Annotated in this window: 13 protein-coding genes; 8 read left to right on the top strand and 5 right to left on the bottom strand. The window is 69.8% G+C overall.

Going from position 1 to position 14,748, the window contains the following annotated elements:
• Nucleotides 1-35: 35 nt before the first annotated feature.
• Complete coding sequence (locus tag DXK32_RS09795) at nt 36-1,727, bottom strand: methyl-accepting chemotaxis protein (RefSeq protein ID WP_114858352.1); 1,692 nt, start codon at nt 1,725-1,727, stop codon at nt 36-38.
• A 235-nt stretch (nt 1,728-1,962) separates the two neighbouring features.
• On the opposite strand from DXK32_RS09795, the gene DXK32_RS09790 reads away from it, so the two are divergent.
• From DXK32_RS09790 to DXK32_RS09775, 4 genes are all read left to right on the top strand, one after another.
• Nucleotides 1,963-2,232 (top strand): hypothetical protein, encoded by a 270-nt coding sequence (locus DXK32_RS09790; RefSeq protein ID WP_114858336.1) that lies wholly within the window; start codon nt 1,963-1,965, stop codon nt 2,230-2,232.
• A gap of 93 nt (nt 2,233-2,325) precedes the next feature.
• Entirely contained in the window at nt 2,326-4,035 is a 1,710-nt protein-coding gene (ade, locus tag DXK32_RS09785; RefSeq protein WP_114858335.1) for an adenine deaminase, read from the top strand.
• A gap of 155 nt (nt 4,036-4,190) precedes the next feature.
• Entirely contained in the window at nt 4,191-4,904 is a 714-nt protein-coding gene (locus tag DXK32_RS09780; protein WP_114858334.1) for a hypothetical protein, read from the top strand.
• Nucleotides 4,905-4,961: 57 nt separating this feature from the next.
• Nucleotides 4,962-5,777, top strand: a complete 816-nt coding sequence (locus DXK32_RS09775) for an FkbM family methyltransferase (RefSeq protein WP_114858333.1) — start codon at nt 4,962-4,964, stop codon at nt 5,775-5,777.
• 4 nt (nt 5,778-5,781) lie between these two features.
• Here DXK32_RS09775 and DXK32_RS09770 read toward each other — a convergent pair whose 3' ends face one another.
• Nucleotides 5,782-6,639 (bottom strand): DMT family transporter, encoded by an 858-nt coding sequence (locus DXK32_RS09770; protein WP_114858332.1) that lies wholly within the window; start codon nt 6,637-6,639, stop codon nt 5,782-5,784.
• A gap of 138 nt (nt 6,640-6,777) precedes the next feature.
• Between DXK32_RS09770 and yddG the strand changes: the two genes are divergently transcribed.
• Together yddG and DXK32_RS09760 are read left to right on the top strand one after the other, a co-directional pair.
• Nucleotides 6,778-7,713: an aromatic amino acid exporter YddG gene (gene yddG, locus DXK32_RS09765; RefSeq protein WP_114858331.1), complete on the top strand. Its 936-nt coding sequence runs from the start codon at nt 6,778-6,780 to the stop codon at nt 7,711-7,713.
• Between the two features lie 104 nt (nt 7,714-7,817).
• Nucleotides 7,818-8,369 (top strand): histidine phosphatase family protein, encoded by a 552-nt coding sequence (locus DXK32_RS09760; RefSeq protein WP_247877078.1) that lies wholly within the window; start codon nt 7,818-7,820, stop codon nt 8,367-8,369.
• Between the two features lie 118 nt (nt 8,370-8,487).
• Here the strand turns inward: DXK32_RS09760 and DXK32_RS09755 are convergent, their stop codons facing one another.
• Together DXK32_RS09755 and DXK32_RS09750 are read right to left on the bottom strand one after the other, a co-directional pair.
• A complete protein-coding gene (locus DXK32_RS09755; RefSeq protein ID WP_114858329.1) occupies nt 8,488-8,757 on the bottom strand; it encodes a ribbon-helix-helix domain-containing protein in 270 nt (89 codons plus the stop codon).
• A gap of 121 nt (nt 8,758-8,878) precedes the next feature.
• Nucleotides 8,879-10,285, bottom strand: coding sequence for a tetratricopeptide repeat protein (locus DXK32_RS09750; protein WP_114858328.1), 1,407 nt, complete (start codon nt 10,283-10,285; stop codon nt 8,879-8,881).
• A 114-nt stretch (nt 10,286-10,399) separates the two neighbouring features.
• Between DXK32_RS09750 and DXK32_RS09745 the strand changes: the two genes are divergently transcribed.
• Nucleotides 10,400-11,674: an ABC transporter substrate-binding protein gene (locus tag DXK32_RS09745; RefSeq protein ID WP_114858327.1), complete on the top strand. Its 1,275-nt coding sequence runs from the start codon at nt 10,400-10,402 to the stop codon at nt 11,672-11,674.
• Between the two features lie 198 nt (nt 11,675-11,872).
• Here the strand turns inward: DXK32_RS09745 and DXK32_RS09740 are convergent, their stop codons facing one another.
• Nucleotides 11,873-13,678: a glycosyltransferase gene (locus DXK32_RS09740; protein ID WP_114858326.1), complete on the bottom strand. Its 1,806-nt coding sequence runs from the start codon at nt 13,676-13,678 to the stop codon at nt 11,873-11,875.
• A 74-nt stretch (nt 13,679-13,752) separates the two neighbouring features.
• Here DXK32_RS09740 and DXK32_RS09735 point away from each other — a divergent pair, with 74 nt between their 5' ends.
• Entirely contained in the window at nt 13,753-14,727 is a 975-nt protein-coding gene (locus DXK32_RS09735; RefSeq protein ID WP_114858325.1) for a L,D-transpeptidase, read from the top strand.
• Nucleotides 14,728-14,748: the final 21 nt, after the last annotated feature.

The raw sequence follows: 14,748 nt of genomic DNA, 5'->3' as shown, positions 1-14,748 counted from the left end.
CCCGGCATGAAATCCGGAGAGGAGGGGGGAGGGGATCAGACCGCCTTCATCTGGCGGGTGAAGTCGTCCACGTCGCTCTGCAGGGTGCGCGCGTGAACCGACAGGCCCTTGGCGGCGCTCAGCAGGCCGCCGGCGGCCTCGCCGGTGTGGTCGGCCGACTGCGACACGCCGGAGATGGTCGAGGAGACCTCCTGCGTGCCGATCGCGGCCTCCTGCACGTTGCGGGCGATTTCCTGGGTGGCGGAGCCCTGCTGCTCCACCGCGGCGGCGACGTTGGTGCTGATGTCGCTGATCCGCTCGATGGTGCCGACGATGCCGCTGATCGCGCCGACCGCCTGCTGGGTCTCGCTCTGGATGGCGACGATCTGGGCGGAGATCTCCTCGGTGGCGCGGGCGGTCTGGTTGGCGAGGCTCTTCACCTCCTGCGCCACCACGGCGAAACCCTTGCCGGCTTCGCCGGCGCGGGCCGCCTCGATGGTCGCGTTCAGCGCCAGCAGGTTGGTCTGGCTGGCGATCTCGGTGATGAGGTTGACCACCGCGCCGATCTTTTCCGCGGCCTGGGCGAGGCCCTGGATCGTGCTGTTGGTGCGCTGGGCCTCGCGCTCCGCCTCGCTGGCGATGCGGGCGGCTTCGCCCAGGCGCTGGCTGATCGAGCCGATGGAGGTGGACAGCTCCTCGGTCGCCGCCGCCACGGTCTGGACGTTGCCGGTGGCCTGCTCCGCCGCCGCCGCGACGGTCGAGCTGCGGCGCGAGGCGTCGGCGGCGGAATGGGTCAGCGATTCGGCGCTGCTGCGGATGCTGTCGGCCTCCCCGTTCAGGGTGCGGCACAGACCCTCGATCTTCTGGGTGAAGCCGTGGGTCAGGGACTCCAGGCGCTCCTGGCGCTGGCGGCGCACGTCGATCTCGCGGCGCTCCTGCTCGGCCAGATCGGTGGCGCGGCGCAGGCCGTCGCGGAAGACCAGCACGGCCTCCGCCATGTCGCCGACCTCGTCGCCCTGGCCGGTGCCGGGCACCTCGGCCGCGGTGTTGCCGGCGGCGATGGTCTTCATCGCCGCGGTCATGCGGGCGATGGGGCGTGCGATCATGTCACGGGCGACCAGCACGGCCAGCAGGATGCCGAACAGCACGCCGCCGACTCCGATGGCGAGCATCAGGGTGGTCCAATGCTGGCGCGCCGAAACCAACTCGTCGTGCAGACGGTCGATCATGCCGTCCTGATCGGCGCTGAGCGTCTGGATCGCGGCGTTGAGCGCCTGCCGGTTGCTGCGGTTGGCGTCGTTGTCGCCGTAGGCCCGGGCGTCCGCCGGGCTCTTCTCACGGGCGAGGCGGACCGTTTCGGTGCGGAAGCGGATGAAATCCTCGGCCTTCGTCACCACCGGGGCCAGCGCCGCCTGCCCCTCCGCCGGGGTGAGGCGCTTCAGGGTGCCCAGCCGCTCGCCGAGCGTGTTCAGGCTGTCCAGCAGGGGCTTCCCGAACTTGTCCACCTCGGCCCGGTCGCGGGCCATGTAGACGCCGCGCGAGTCCATGACGACGGCCAGGACGAGGCCGTTGAGCTGCTCGCCCAGCACCTGACGGTCGGACGCGCGTTCGATGGCCTCGGACTTGCCGGCCAGATCCTGCATGGCGGCCAGCCCCATCAGGCCGGTCACCGCGGCCACCGCCGCCTGCAGCCCCACGAGAAGATAGACTTTCGGTCCGATCTTTAGATTCTTAAGTGCTTTCAACATGCTGGACGTCCCCATTGCGGCGGTCTTGTGCCGCCTCTGCGTCTGACGATAATGAGGCACCCATTGGTTTCCGAAGCGTTAAATCGTTCCATGACACGTTGCCGCGCCGCCTTTTGGCCAGAACTGGACGAAACGCATATTGTTTTTGGAGCAAACGAATTTTTTCAGGAATAGCCAAAGTCACGGCGTGTTTGTTGTCATGAGGGTGCAACGCGTCGGACCGGGCGGGTGGATCATGAAACCCATCGCAGCCATCATCGGAACGCTCACGCAATCGTTCATTGCCGTTCTTCTTCTGGCGCTGACGGCTTGTGGAGACCCTTGTGGAGACCATGGCTCGCCCGAGGCGGGCAACTACAGCGTCGGCTATGGTGGAAGCGGCCCCGTCTACACGCTGGGCGCCGGCCTTCCGGCTTACCGGCTGGAGCCGCGCACCTACTGGAACTATCCGGACTTCCGTGGCACCGCACCGGTGATCGAACTGGCGGGTCGTCCGGGCAACTGACCGCGCAATCGACGTTATGGAATATCCGATTGAAGGGCGCCGTCCGGCCATTTACCTAAAGAAGACTTGGAATGGGCAGGACGGGGCGGAGCGATGGCGGTCACACGGGACGATCTGAAGACGCGCATCGGCCAGGCCCTGGGCGAGACGAAGGCCGATCTGGTCATCAAGAACACCCGTTTCCTCAACGTCGTCACCGGCGAGACCGCCGCGGGCGACATCGCCATTTGCGGCGACCGGATCGTCGGCACCTATGACGCCTACGACGGGGCGGAGGAGATCGACGGCTCCGGACTGACGGTCGTGCCGGGCTTCATCGACACCCACGTCCATTGCGAATCCACCTGCGTCACGCCGATGGAGTTCGACCGTTGCGTCCTGCCGCGCGGCACCACCACGGCCATCTGCGACCCGCACGAGATCTGCAACGTGTTGGGCGAGAAGGGGCTCCGCTACTTCCTCGACTGCGCCGAGGGGACGGCGCTGGACCTGCGGGTGCAGCTCTCCTCCTGCGTTCCGGCGACCGAGCTGGAGACCTCCGGCGCGCGGCTGGAGGCGGCGGACCTGTTGCGCCACAAGGACCACCCGAAGGTGCTGGGGCTGGCGGAGTTCATGAACTTCCCCGGCGTCTTCCACAAGGTGGACGGGGTTCTCGACAAGCTGGCCGCCTTCGACGGGCGCCACATCGACGGCCACGCCCCGCTGCTCAGCGGGCGGGAGCTGAACGCCTACCTGTCCTGCGGCATCCGCAACTGCCACGAGACGACCAGCGCGCCCGAGGCGATGGAGAAGCTGCGCAAGGGCATGCAGGTGCTGATCCGCGACGGGTCGGTGTCGAAGGACGTGCACGCGCTGGCTCCGGTGATCCAGCCGGAAACCTCGCCCTTCCTCGGCTTCTGCACCGACGACCGCAACCCCCTCGACATCGCCGAGGAGGGGCACATGGACCATCTGATCCGCAGCGCGATCCGGCTCGGCGCCCCGCTGGCCCATGTCTACCGCGCCGCCACATGGTCGGCGGCGCGCGGCTTCGGCCTGTTCGACCGCGGGCTGATCGCGCCGGGGCAGCGCGCCGACCTCGTCCTGCTGGACGATCTGGAGGACTGCGCGGTCAACCGGGTGATCCGCAACGGGCGGGTGGTGACGCCGGAGACCTTCGCCGGGCGGCCGGCGGTCAGCCCGGTGGGGCTGCGCTCCGTCAAGCTCCACCCGGTGACGGCGGAGGATTTCGCGGTTCCGGCCCGTGGCTCGGTCCAGTCGGTGATCGGCGTTCTGCCCGGCAAGATCATCACCGCCCATCTGCGGCTGGAGGTGCCGGCGAAGAACGGAAAGCTGGTGGCCGATCCCGACCGCGACATCCTGAAGATCTGCGTCTTCGCCCGTCACGGCACCAACCAGAATGTCGGACGCGGCTTCGCCAGCGGCTTCCATTTCCGGGAGGGCGCGCTGGCCTCCTCGGTCGGGCACGACAGCCACAACATCTGCGTGGTCGGCGCGTCGGACGAGGACATGGCCATCGCCGTCAACCGCCTGATCGAGCTTCAGGGCGGCTTCGTCGCGGTGCGCAACGGTCAGGTGGTCGGCGAACTGGCCCTGCCGCTGGCCGGGCTGATGAGCCTGGAGCCCTTCGAGACGGTGGAGCGCCATCTGCGCAGCCTGCGCGCCTCGGTGAAGGGGATGGGCTGCCCGCTGGCCGAGCCCTTCCTGCAATTGGCCTTTCTGCCGCTGCCGGTGATCCCGCATCTGAAGATCACCGACCGCGGGCTGGTGGACGTCGACACCTTCGCGCTGGTGGAAGCGTGACCCCGGCAATTCCTGCCGGACGGGGTGCGGATCTTGCCGGCCCCTTCGGTGGGGTTCCCGGCTCAACCCTTTGAAAATCATGGAAAGCCTTTTGGCCCGCCGCCTGCAAGGGGCCGACCGACAAACGCGAAGAATGCCGGTTGGAGGGGCGTGCCATGGTTGGAATGAGCGACATCAGCGGCTTGGCGCAGAGCATCCAGACGTCCATCGACGCGGCGATGAAGCGCGTCCAGGAGCAGGCCAAGCAGGCGACCGACGCCAAGCCCAGCGGTGAGGTCAAGGAATATGAGCAGACCGTCCGCAAGTCCGCCCTGAACGCAGCACCCTTCGCCACCAACGTCGGCACGCTGATCAAGGACACCAGCCGCCTCAACGTGCTCAGCACGCTGGCCGCCAACGATCCGGCGGACTTCTACAAATTCAATCTGGCGACGCCGGGCGAGGTCGCGCTCGGCCGCGTCGGCGACACCGGTGTGCGCGTCCAGCTGATGGACAAGCAAGGCAAGATCCTCGCCGACAGCAACAGCGAGGCCGGCTCCACCTACGACGCCTACAAGAAGTTCGAGGCGGGCACGCTCTCGCTCGACCGCGGCGACTACACGCTGCGCGTCTCCCGCGACAAGGGCATGGCGGCCAAGGAGGAGAAGAATTACGGCCTTCAGCTCCGCATGGGCGACTACAGCAAGGACTACGACACCATCGCCAAGCAGCCGGTCAAGGGTGACAACCCGCTCCAGCAGACGCCGCAGCTCCAGCGCCTGACCTCCCTGCTGACCGGCGGCACCACGACCAGTTCCGGCGCGCTGGGCATCCTCACCGGAGGAAGCGGCTACAGCGGGCGCGGGTCCTTGCTGAACGGGCTTTTCTGAGGCGCGCCGGGCGGGCGCCGGCTACACTGCCGGTCCGCCGCCGGAGAGCACGCCACCATGACGCCTGAAGAACTGTTCCGCGCCGTTGCCGCTTACGTGGCGGAGCATCAGGGAAAATCCGGCCAGCAGGACTTCTTCCGGGCGATCCACCGGCAGGCCCTGAAGGGCATGGGTCTGGTCAACGACGCCGACATCCAGACTTCGGGCGAGGCCGGCGTCCTCCGCTACATCCAGGGGGAATTGAGCCGGCGCGGCGTCGCGGACGCCGACGCGGTGATCGTCGACGTCGGGGCCAACGTCGGGGTCTACACGGCGGCCGCGCTCGACCGCTTTCCCGCCGCGACCGTCTGGTCCTTCGAACCGTCGCCGACGGCCTTCCGTGCGCTGCGGGAGACGGCCGCGCGGTATCCCGGCCGGTGCCGCCCCGTCAACCTCGGCCTGTCCGACCGGGCGGGCGCGGCGACCCTGCACGGCGACCGGCCCGGCTCGACCCTGGCCTCCCTCCACGATCGCGCGATCCGGGAATTTCGGGAGGGCGGGAGCGGCGAACCCGTCCGTCTGGCGACTCTGGACGGATTCTGCGCGGAGAATGGCATCGACCGCATCCATTTCCTCAAGATCGATGTGGAAGGCCACGAGATCGCCGTGCTGGACGGCGCGCGGGGGCTGCTCGACCAGCGCGCCATCGATTTCATCCAGTTCGAATTCGGCGGCTGCAACCTCGATTCCCGGACCTTCCTGCGCGATTTCTGGAACCGGTTGGACGGCTTCGCCATCTGCAAGATCGTCCGGGACGGGCTGTACCGGCTGTCCGGCTATTCCGAGTTCGACGAAATCTTCGCGTATCAGAACTTCCTGGCCATCCGCCAATAGTGCCTCAGGCCGCAAGGCGCAGCGACGCGGCGCCGAGCACGATGACGACGCCGGAGGCCAGCCGCACCGGGCCGACCCGTTCCTTGAGCACCAGAGCGGCCAGCGCCATGGCGAACAGGATCGAGGTCTCGCGCAGCGCCGCCACCACGGCGACCGGAGCGATGGTCATCGCCCAGAGGGCGAGCCCGTAGGAGGCGATGCTGGCCGCTCCGCCGGCCAGCGCCACCATCCAGCGCCGGCGGGCGTGGCTCAGGAAGCCGCGGGCGTTGCTCAGCAGCGCCCCGCCCACCATGGGCACGCTCAACAGCAGGAAGCCCCACAGCGTGTAGCCGGCCGCCGAACTGGACAGCCGCACGCCGATGCCGTCCACCACCGTGTAGGCGGCGATCACCAGGGCGTTGGCGAGCGCGCAGGCGGTGCCTCGCCACGATCCCGCCGGGCCCGCCGGGCCCGAGCGCCGCCCCAGCAGGGTCAGCCCGAGGATTCCGCCGCAGACCAGCAGCGTTCCCAGCCAAGCGCCGGCGGACAACCCCTCGCCCAGCAGCACACCGCTGCACAGCGCCACGAGCAGCGGCGGCGTGCCACGCATCAGCGGGTAGGCGTGGCTCATCGCCCCGTTGCGATAGGCGGCGGTGAGCAGCCGGTAATAGGCGACGTGCAGCACCGCCGTCACGCCAAGATAAGGCGCGCTGGCGAGCGACGGCGCCGGAACGACGGGTAGCATCAGCAGGGCGATGAAGGCGGACCCGGCGACGACCAGGACCGCGTCGGACGCGCTGCCGCCGCCGGCCTTCAGCGCGGTGTTCCAGCCGGCATGGAGGAGGGCGCCGGCGAGGACGGCGAGAAGGGCTTCGGTGGGCAAGAGGGGAACCGTGCTCAGGGGAATGGACGATGCGGACGGAGGGACGGCCCGCGGCCGGATGGACGGCAGGATACACGCACAGGTTCGGTGCCGGACAGGTCAATTGCCCAACACCCGTCTTTGCGCTAAGCGTTCGCCATGTCGACCGATAGCGTCCCGAACCTCACGACCGCCGCGGTGTCCGCCCCGGCCGCCGTCCGCCGCGCCACCGCCATCGGTGGGCTGGCCATCCTGATGTGGTCCACGCTGGCGCTGCTGACGGCGCTGTCGGGGACAATTCCACCGTTCCAGCTCGTGGCGATGTCCTTCGGCGTCGCCTTCATCGTCGGGACGGCGGCGGGGGCCGCGCGGGGCAAGGACGTGATCGGGGTGCTGCGCCAGCCCTGGCGGGTCTGGCTGCTCGGCGTCACCGGGCTGTTCGGCTACCACTTCTTCTATTTCCTGGCCTTCCGCCTCGCCCCCGGCGCCGCGGTCGAGGTCAATCTGCTGAACTATCTCTGGCCGCTGCTGATCGTCCTGTTCTCCGCCCTGCTGCCGGGGGAGCGGCTGAAGCGCGGCCATGTGCTGGGCGCGCTGTGCGGGCTGGCCGGGACGGTGCTGATCGTGACCGGCGGCGCGCGCGGCCTGTCGCTCGACGCCGGGGACACGCCGGGCTACCTGTCGGCGATGGCCGCGGCGGTGCTCTGGGCCTCCTATTCGGTGCTGTCGCGCCGCTTCGGCGACGTCCCGACCGAGGCGGTCGGCGGCTTCTGTCTCGCCACGGCGGTGCTGGCCGGGCTGTCGCACCTGCTGTTCGAGACGACGGTCGCGCCGTCCGGCGGCGAGTGGCTGGCGGTGCTCGCCATGGGGATCGGGCCGGTCGGCGCGGCCTTCTTCGTGTGGGATCACGGGGTGAAGCGCGGCGACATCCGGGCTCTGGGCGTGCTGTCCTACGCCACGCCGCTGGCCTCCACGCTGCTGCTGATCCTGTTCGGGCAGGCGGCGGGAGGCTGGACCGTCTGGGCGGCCTGCGCCCTGATCATGGGCGGCGCCGTGCTGGCCAGCCGCGACGTCCTGCGCGGCGACCGGCCGTGAGTCGGGCTTGGCCTTCGGCCTGAGCGATCAATATCGCTCTCGTCCCGTCACCAATCGCCGTGGTTCCGATGCCGAGGGTTGTCCGCCGCAGGTCGCTTGCCGCCATGGTGGCGGCCATCCTGATTGCCTGCACCGCGTCGGTGGGCTTGGCAACGCCCCTGGGCACGGTTGATCCGAAAGGGCTGATCGTCCTCATGAGGCACGCCGAGGCGCCCGGTGTCGGGGACCCGGCGAACTTTCAGCTCGGCGACTGCGCGACCCAGCGCAACCTGGACGCAAACGGTCGGGAGCAGGCCCGGCGGGCCGGTGATCGGCTGCGGACGATGAACGGCCCACCGGCCGCGGTCTATTCGAGCCAGTGGTGCCGCTGCCTGGAAACCGCCCGGCTTTTGGGGGTCGGGCCGGTGCAGGAGCTTCCGCTGCTCAACTCCTTCTTCGACCGGCGCGAGGGGCAAGCGGACCAGATCGCATCGCTGCGCCGGTTTCTCGCCGGGCTGCCGGCCGATGGCGCGCCGGTCGTTCTGGTCACCCACCAAGTGGTCGTGACCGCCTTGACCGGCGTGTTCCCGGCGTCCGGCGAGGCGGTGCTTCTCCGCGCCAACGGAACGGGCGAACCGGCCATCGAAGGGCGCATCGCGGTTGACGGCCCCACGTAGGGGATGGGCCGTCCATGCGGTGGAAGCCATCGGCAACGGCGAGGCCATGGCCATGGTGCCGACGCACGGTCAGCCCCATGGTCAGGTTCTCAACATGCGCCGGGGCGCACGGCGACCGTCACTCGGCCGCTATGGCCAGCCCGTAGCGAACCTCTTCCTGCCTGGGTGTGGCCGCCATGAAGTATTCCAGCACGTAAATCCGCACGGCGCTGGACAGGTTGCTGGCGTCCACGGCCTCCACCCGCTCGGCGAGGCGGTTGCACAGCTCGCTCAAGGGGACGCTTTCCCTCTGCGCGATCTCTTCCAGCCCTTCCCAGAAGGCGGCCTCCAGCCGCAGACTGGTGCGCTTTCCAGCGACATAGACGTTCCTGAGTTTCTTTGATGACATGGCATGCCCGCCGCGCGACACGTTGCACTCTTATGTGTGAAGCGTCGCGGAGTCCGCGCCGAAAAACATGTGATGAACTTCACATGAAATGCAGGGTGTCACGCCGCAGAACCACAAAATTCTAGCCGGCGCTGGAGAACAGCGGGCGGCGCAGGCGGCCGCTGGCGATCTCGGCGCGCAGCGCGTCGGCGTCCATGGCCCGGATGCGTTCCAGCTCCGCCTTGTTGGCGTCGATGAAGGGGTTCCGGTCGGTGGAGTTCTCGGGCCGCGCGTGTTCCAGATGGTAGAGCGGACCGGGGACCCGTTCGACTCGCAGGCCCAGACGGCGCAGCCGAACCACGATCTCGTCGTCCTCGTAGCCCCAGGAGACGAAGCGCTCGTTGTAGCCGCCCGCCGCCAGCAGCGCCGCCCGGTCGAAGAAGGCGCCGCCGCCCGGCGAATCGCGGTGCATCAGCGGGAAGCGCGGGCAGACCGCGTTCAGCGGAGCCGCCGAGAGCGTGTGGCCGAAGCGGTGGACCTCCCGCCCCAGAATCCAGAAGAACAGCCCGTTGTAGGGAAAGGCCATGGCCGCCCCGCCGCGCACCGCGTCGCGGGCCAGCGCGTACTGAACGGGATCGACCACGACGTCGGTGTCGTGCAGGGCGAGGATGGGGGTGTCCGCCGCCTCGGCCATGCGGTTGAGCAGATGGGCCTTGTGGGTGAGGGGCGTGTCGTTGCCGGTCAGATGCAGGTGCCGGCAGCGGCCGGCCAGCTCCGGCCCCAGCGCGTCGGCGACGTCGCTCGGCCCCGCCTTGTCCTCGCCGATCAGGACGGTGGTGTCGGCGTGCTTGAGGAGGAAGGAGACGATCCAGCGCAGGTTGCGCTTGCGGTCTTCGCTGTCGGCGCGGAAGGGGACCAGGACGGTGACGTCGCGCAGGTCCAGCCGCCCGTCTGGACCGGTCCCGTCGAGGATGGCGCGGCGGGCGCGGTAGGCCGCGGCCTGTGCCGCCAGCCGCTCCCGCGACCCCTCGTCCCGAGGGTCGATGGCGAGCGCCATCTCGTAGAAGGACACGGCGGCGCCGGGGCGGCCGAGATCGGCCTCGATGTCGCCCTTCTGCCGCCAGCCGGGGACGAAATGCGGGTGGCGGGCCAGCAGCGGGTCCAGCACGTCCAGCGCCTCGCCGATGCGGCCGATGGCCTGCAACGCCTCGCTCAGATGGTATTCGGCGTCGGGAAAGTCGGGGCGCAGCGCCAGCGCGCGGCGGTAGGCGGCGATCGCCTCCTCCGTCCGCCAGGCGACGTGGAGCAGGGCGCCGAGGTTGAAATGCGCGTCGGGGTCCCCGCCGTCCCGTTCCACCGAACGCGCGATCATCGCCATGCCGCGCTCCCGGTCGCCGCCCAGCGCGGCGAGCAGCCCCAGCCGGTGCAGCGCCTCCGGATTGTCGGGGACGGCGTCCAGGATCCGCCCGTACAGCTCCATCGCCTCGGCCTGCCGCCCGGCCTTCAGATGGTCGAGCGCGATGCCGAGCGCCTCCTCGATGGTCGCCATGCGGTGGGGTCCGTTTCGTCCGTGTGTCGCCTTCCGGTGGATTCCACTTTGACACAAAGGCGATTGCGGGGAAATCATCCGCTCCGGGACCACGCCTCAGGGAAACACCCGATAATGAACGATCATCGCATCAGCAAGAATGGGTCCACGGGAGGACTCACCCGCCGCCAGTTCGGCACCGCCGCGGCCTCGGTCGCCCTCTCGGCCGGTGCGCTGGCCGCCTTCGGCCGGGCGCCGGCCTTCGCGCAGGGCGCCGCGCTGAAGGTGGGCGTGCTGCTGCCCCGCTCCGGCTTGCTCGCCCAGGCGGGTCAGGCCTGCCAGCGCGGCGCCGAAATCGCGCCGGCCATCCTCGGCGAACTCGGCTACAAGGTCGAGATCCTGTCCGCCGACACCGAGTCGAACGTGGACGTCGCCCGCTCGCGCGCCGAGAAGCTGATCAACGACGGCGCCAACGTCATCGTCGGCGCCTTCGACAGCGGCCAGACCGCCGCCGCCGCCCAGGTCTGCGAACAGCGCGGCGTGCCCCTGGTGATGAACATCGCCGCCGCCGACCGCCTGACCGAGCAGGGCTACAAGACCGTCTTCCGCAACTTCCCGACCTCGACCATGCTGGTCAGCAACGGGCTGGCGCTGATGAAGGACCTGTTCGAGGTCAGCGGGGTCACCCCGAAGACGGCGGTGTTCCTGCACGCCAACGACACCTTCGGCATGGCCAACAAGCAGGCGATGGACGCCCTGTTCCCGAAGCTGGACATGCCCTTCGGCATTGTCGATAGCATCTCCTACGACCCGAAGGCCCAGGACCTCGCGGTCGAGGTGGCCAAGGCCAAGGCGACCGGCGCCGAACTCGCCATCGTCACCACCCGCGCCAACGACGCCATCATGCTGGTCCGCGAGATGGTCAAGCAGCGCTGGGAGCCCAAGGGCATCGTCTCCCCCGGCTCGCCCGGCCTGTATGACGAGCAGTTCTACAAGGTGCTGGGCAAGTACGCCGACTACGCCATCACCAACCTGCCCTGGTACGACCCCAAGGCGGAGCTGACCAAGCGCGTCGAGGCGGCCTTCAAGAAGCAGTATCCCAACGACCGCTTCGAGGGCTACGCCTTCAACGTCGCCTTCACGCTGGAGGCGATCCTGGTCGCCGCCGACGCCTTCAAGCGCGCCGGCACCGCGGAGCCGGCCACCCTGCTGGAGGCGCTGCGCCAGACCAACCTGAAGGACAAGATGATGGTCGGCCCGGCCATCACCTTCGACGAGAAGGGGCAGAACACCCAGCTCGTCTCCGCCTGCCTGCAGAACCGCAACCTGCGCCCGACCGTGGTCCTGCCCAAGGGCTCGGCGGAGATGGACCCGGTGTTCCCGATGCCGGGCTGGGGCAAGCGCTCCTGAGCAATTCCATCCTCAAATCCCCTCTCCCCCCTGGGGAGAGGGTTAGGGTGAGGGGGTTGCGCTTGTGCCGGACGTACCGTCGCGCGCAACCCCCTCACCGCCCGCTCCCCTCTGGGGAGAGGGCTGTTAGGACCCACTGCTGTTGTTAAGATCGAAAGGCGGGAACGCGGCCGGCCGGGGCCGCGTCCCCTTTTTCCTTTACGCCGTCTGGGCTTCCAGCGCGTAGGCGAGCAGGCGCTCCACCGAGGCGCGGCGGTCGCCGGACGCGGCGAAGCGGGCGCGGGCCTCGGCCGACTGCCGGTCGCGGAAGGCCGGATCGCTCGCCAACGCGGCGGCGCGCTCCAGATAGGCCGCGTCGTCGGCCACCGTGAAGGCCGGCCCGGCCACGGACGCCACGTCGCCCGCCGCGACGGTCACCACCGGAACCCCGTCGGCCAGCGCGAAGGCCGCGCTGCCGCCGCCGCCCTGTCGGCGCGGATTCAGATAGGCGGTGGCGAGGCGGTGCAGCGCCCGCACGTCATCCACGTCACCCAGCGTGTGGACCCGGTCCGCGTTGCGCAGGGCGGCGATCCGCTGCGGCAGCGTCTCCACGCCGCCGGCGATGGCGATGCGGGCCTCCGGCAGGCGGTCGAGGAGCGAATCGGCCAGCGCCAGGAAGTCCGGTCCGGCCTCCTGGTCCAGACGGTTGCCGACCACGAGGAAGAGCGCCCCCCCCTCCCGCCCGGCGTCGGGAAGGCCGAAGTCGGCGCGGCTGCGCTCCGGTCCCGTGGGCGGCAGGGTCCAGCCGAAGGAGAAGGGACGGAAGCGCTCCGCCATGTCCGCCGGCCAGCCCTGGCTGGTGTCGGCCTCGCCGTAGCCCAGCACCAGCCGGGCCATCGACAGCGGCAGGCCGGAGGAGGTCGGGAGGCAGATGACCGGGCGCGCGCCGGAGAACAGGTCGGCCACGACGTTGGACCCGCCGAAGCCGACGATGACGTCGGGGTCGAAGCCGTCCACGTAGTCGACGATGGCGTTCACCTTCTCCTCGTCGAAGCGCTTCTGCGGGAAGGACATCATGCGGACCCGCGCGCCGAAGGCGGCGATGACCTGCTCCCCGTCATACTCCTCGGTGATGTTGTAGGAGTATTCGGGGACGAAGCCGTTCTCGCCGGTGATGGCCATGGCGTTCGGGTTGATGATGATGACCTCGCGCCCGAACTCGTCCTGCAGGCGGCGGGCGAAGTCGAAGGCGTCCGCGGTGGGCTGGTGTCCGGCGCCGAGCATCTGGTTGGTGATCAGGGCGATCCGCTTCACCGCGTCGCGCGGCGTGGCGCGCTTCATGCGGCGGCGCAGGTGGTAGCGCAGCGCCGTCTCGTCCACCATCAGGCGGTAGTAGTCGGTGAGATTCCCGGTGTGGAACGCGCCGGTGTCGCCGGACCGCGCCGCCCCCTGGAAGAGCTGCATCGCCATGCCCCAGAAGGCGTAGTGGATCGACGGCACGGTGAAGCGCATCGGGTCTTCCAGGACGGCGTCGGTCAGCGCCGCGTAATGGTCGACATCGCCGTCGAGCAGGAACAGCAGCGAATGGCGGCGCATCACGTCGCCCATGGCGTAGGCCGCGTCGACCTCGGCGGCCGCGGCGCGGCGGGTCTCGTCGTCGTAGCGGCGGATCAGCCCGGCCAGCGCGCTGACGTTGCCCCAGCCTTCGCCCTCGTTGGTCAGCAGGGTCAGGGCGCGGGCGAAGCTCAGCGCCGCATCGCGGGTCTGGCCGGTGGCGTGCAGGGCGTGGCCCAGGTTGGCGTGCAGCAGGGGCGAGGTGGGGTCGCCGGCCACCGCCTGTCCGATCAGGTCCACCGCCTCCGCCGGGCGAGCGCCTTGCAGAGCCACGACGCCGAGCAGATGCAACGCGTCCGGATGGCCGGGCGATGCCGCCAGCACCTCCCGGTACAGGCGTTCCGCCTCCGTGGTGCGGCCGGCGCGGTGGTGTTCGGTCGCAACGGCCAGCGTCTGTTCGATGGTGTCCATGGTCGGCGTTCCTGCTGCTTGGTCCCTGACGGCATGTTTACGCGCTTTTAGGGCGGATGCGCTGAACTTTTCCCATGCAGCGCACCGCGACATTCTTGTGGCATCTCGTCCCGACGGCAACCCTGGCGATTGCCCTCGCGCTTGTTTCGCCCGACATCCTCCGCGCCCAGGACCGCGCCACCACCACCGAAACCATCTCGGCGCGGCAAATCGTCATCAGCCTGACCGAGCGCCGGCTTCACCTGCTGGAGGAAGGGCGCCCGCCGCGCTCCTTCCCGGTCGCCATCGGGCGGCCCGGCGTGGCGATTCCGCTGGGCGACAGCCGGGTCCTGCGCAAGCGGCGCAACCCGACCTGGCACCCCACCGCCAACCAGCGCCGGGAGAATCCGGCGTTGCCGGCGTCGGTGCCGCCGGGGCCGTCCAACCCGTTGGGCAAGTTCGCGCTCGACCTCGGCTGGACGGCCATCGCCATCCACGGCACCAACGAGCCGGATTCGGTGGGCCGCCGGGCCAGCGGCGGCTGCTTCCGCATGCTGCCCGCCGACATCGCCGCCCTGTTCGAGATGGTGCCGGTCGGAACCCCCGTCCGAGTCGTCTCCGGGCCGGCCGCCCTCCCGTCGCCACAACCCGCCGTCGCGGTCACCGCGGCGGTTTCCTCGCTACCGATTCCGGCGTCACCGATTCCGGCGCCACCGCCAAAGGTTGCGTCTCAAAAGGCCGCCTCGTTGCCGCTTCCCATCCTGCCCGATCCGCGCTGCGCCACGGCCGGCGCGCCGCTGCGCCGGATGATCTGCACGGTGCCGGACCTCGCCGCGCTGGACGGGCGGGCGCGGGCGCTGCATCAGCGCCACCTCGCCGCCCTGCCGGCGGAGCGCCGCGACGCCGCGGCCTACGCGCTGCTCCAGGAGGAGCGCCGCTTCGACGACCGCATCACCGCCCGCTGCTGGGTCCGCCGCGGCATGGAGGAGGACCCCGCGGTCGCCGCCGCCGCGGAGGCCTGCCTGCGCGACGCCCTGAGCGTGCGGCTGGAGGAGGCAAAGCGCCGCTGAGCGCCGCGCGATCCGCACAGG

Source organism: Azospirillum brasilense (assembly GCF_003349955.1).
GTDB lineage: Bacteria > Pseudomonadota > Alphaproteobacteria > Azospirillales > Azospirillaceae > Azospirillum > Azospirillum brasilense_B.
This window is presented reverse-complemented; position numbering and strand designations above follow the sequence as displayed.

What these genes read in the sequence shown, in the direction of transcription:
- DXK32_RS09795 (WP_114858352.1), bottom strand. Translation starts at nt 1,727, where the DNA reads ATGTTGAAAGCACTTAAGAATCTAAAGATCGGACCGAAAGTCTATCTT.
- DXK32_RS09790 (WP_114858336.1), top strand. Translation starts at nt 1,963, where the DNA reads ATGAAACCCATCGCAGCCATCATCGGAACGCTCACGCAATCGTTCATT.
- ade (WP_114858335.1), top strand. Translation starts at nt 2,326, where the DNA reads ATGGCGGTCACACGGGACGATCTGAAGACGCGCATCGGCCAGGCCCTG.
- DXK32_RS09780 (WP_114858334.1), top strand. Translation starts at nt 4,191, where the DNA reads ATGGTTGGAATGAGCGACATCAGCGGCTTGGCGCAGAGCATCCAGACG.
- DXK32_RS09775 (WP_114858333.1), top strand. Translation starts at nt 4,962, where the DNA reads ATGACGCCTGAAGAACTGTTCCGCGCCGTTGCCGCTTACGTGGCGGAG.
- yddG (WP_114858331.1), top strand. Translation starts at nt 6,778, where the DNA reads ATGTCGACCGATAGCGTCCCGAACCTCACGACCGCCGCGGTGTCCGCC.
- DXK32_RS09760 (WP_247877078.1), top strand. Translation starts at nt 7,818, where the DNA reads ATGGTGGCGGCCATCCTGATTGCCTGCACCGCGTCGGTGGGCTTGGCA.
- DXK32_RS09755 (WP_114858329.1), bottom strand. Translation starts at nt 8,757, where the DNA reads ATGTCATCAAAGAAACTCAGGAACGTCTATGTCGCTGGAAAGCGCACC.
- DXK32_RS09750 (WP_114858328.1), bottom strand. Translation starts at nt 10,285, where the DNA reads ATGGCGACCATCGAGGAGGCGCTCGGCATCGCGCTCGACCATCTGAAG.
- DXK32_RS09745 (WP_114858327.1), top strand. Translation starts at nt 10,400, where the DNA reads ATGAACGATCATCGCATCAGCAAGAATGGGTCCACGGGAGGACTCACC.
- DXK32_RS09740 (WP_114858326.1), bottom strand. Translation starts at nt 13,678, where the DNA reads ATGGACACCATCGAACAGACGCTGGCCGTTGCGACCGAACACCACCGC.
- DXK32_RS09735 (WP_114858325.1), top strand. Translation starts at nt 13,753, where the DNA reads ATGCAGCGCACCGCGACATTCTTGTGGCATCTCGTCCCGACGGCAACC.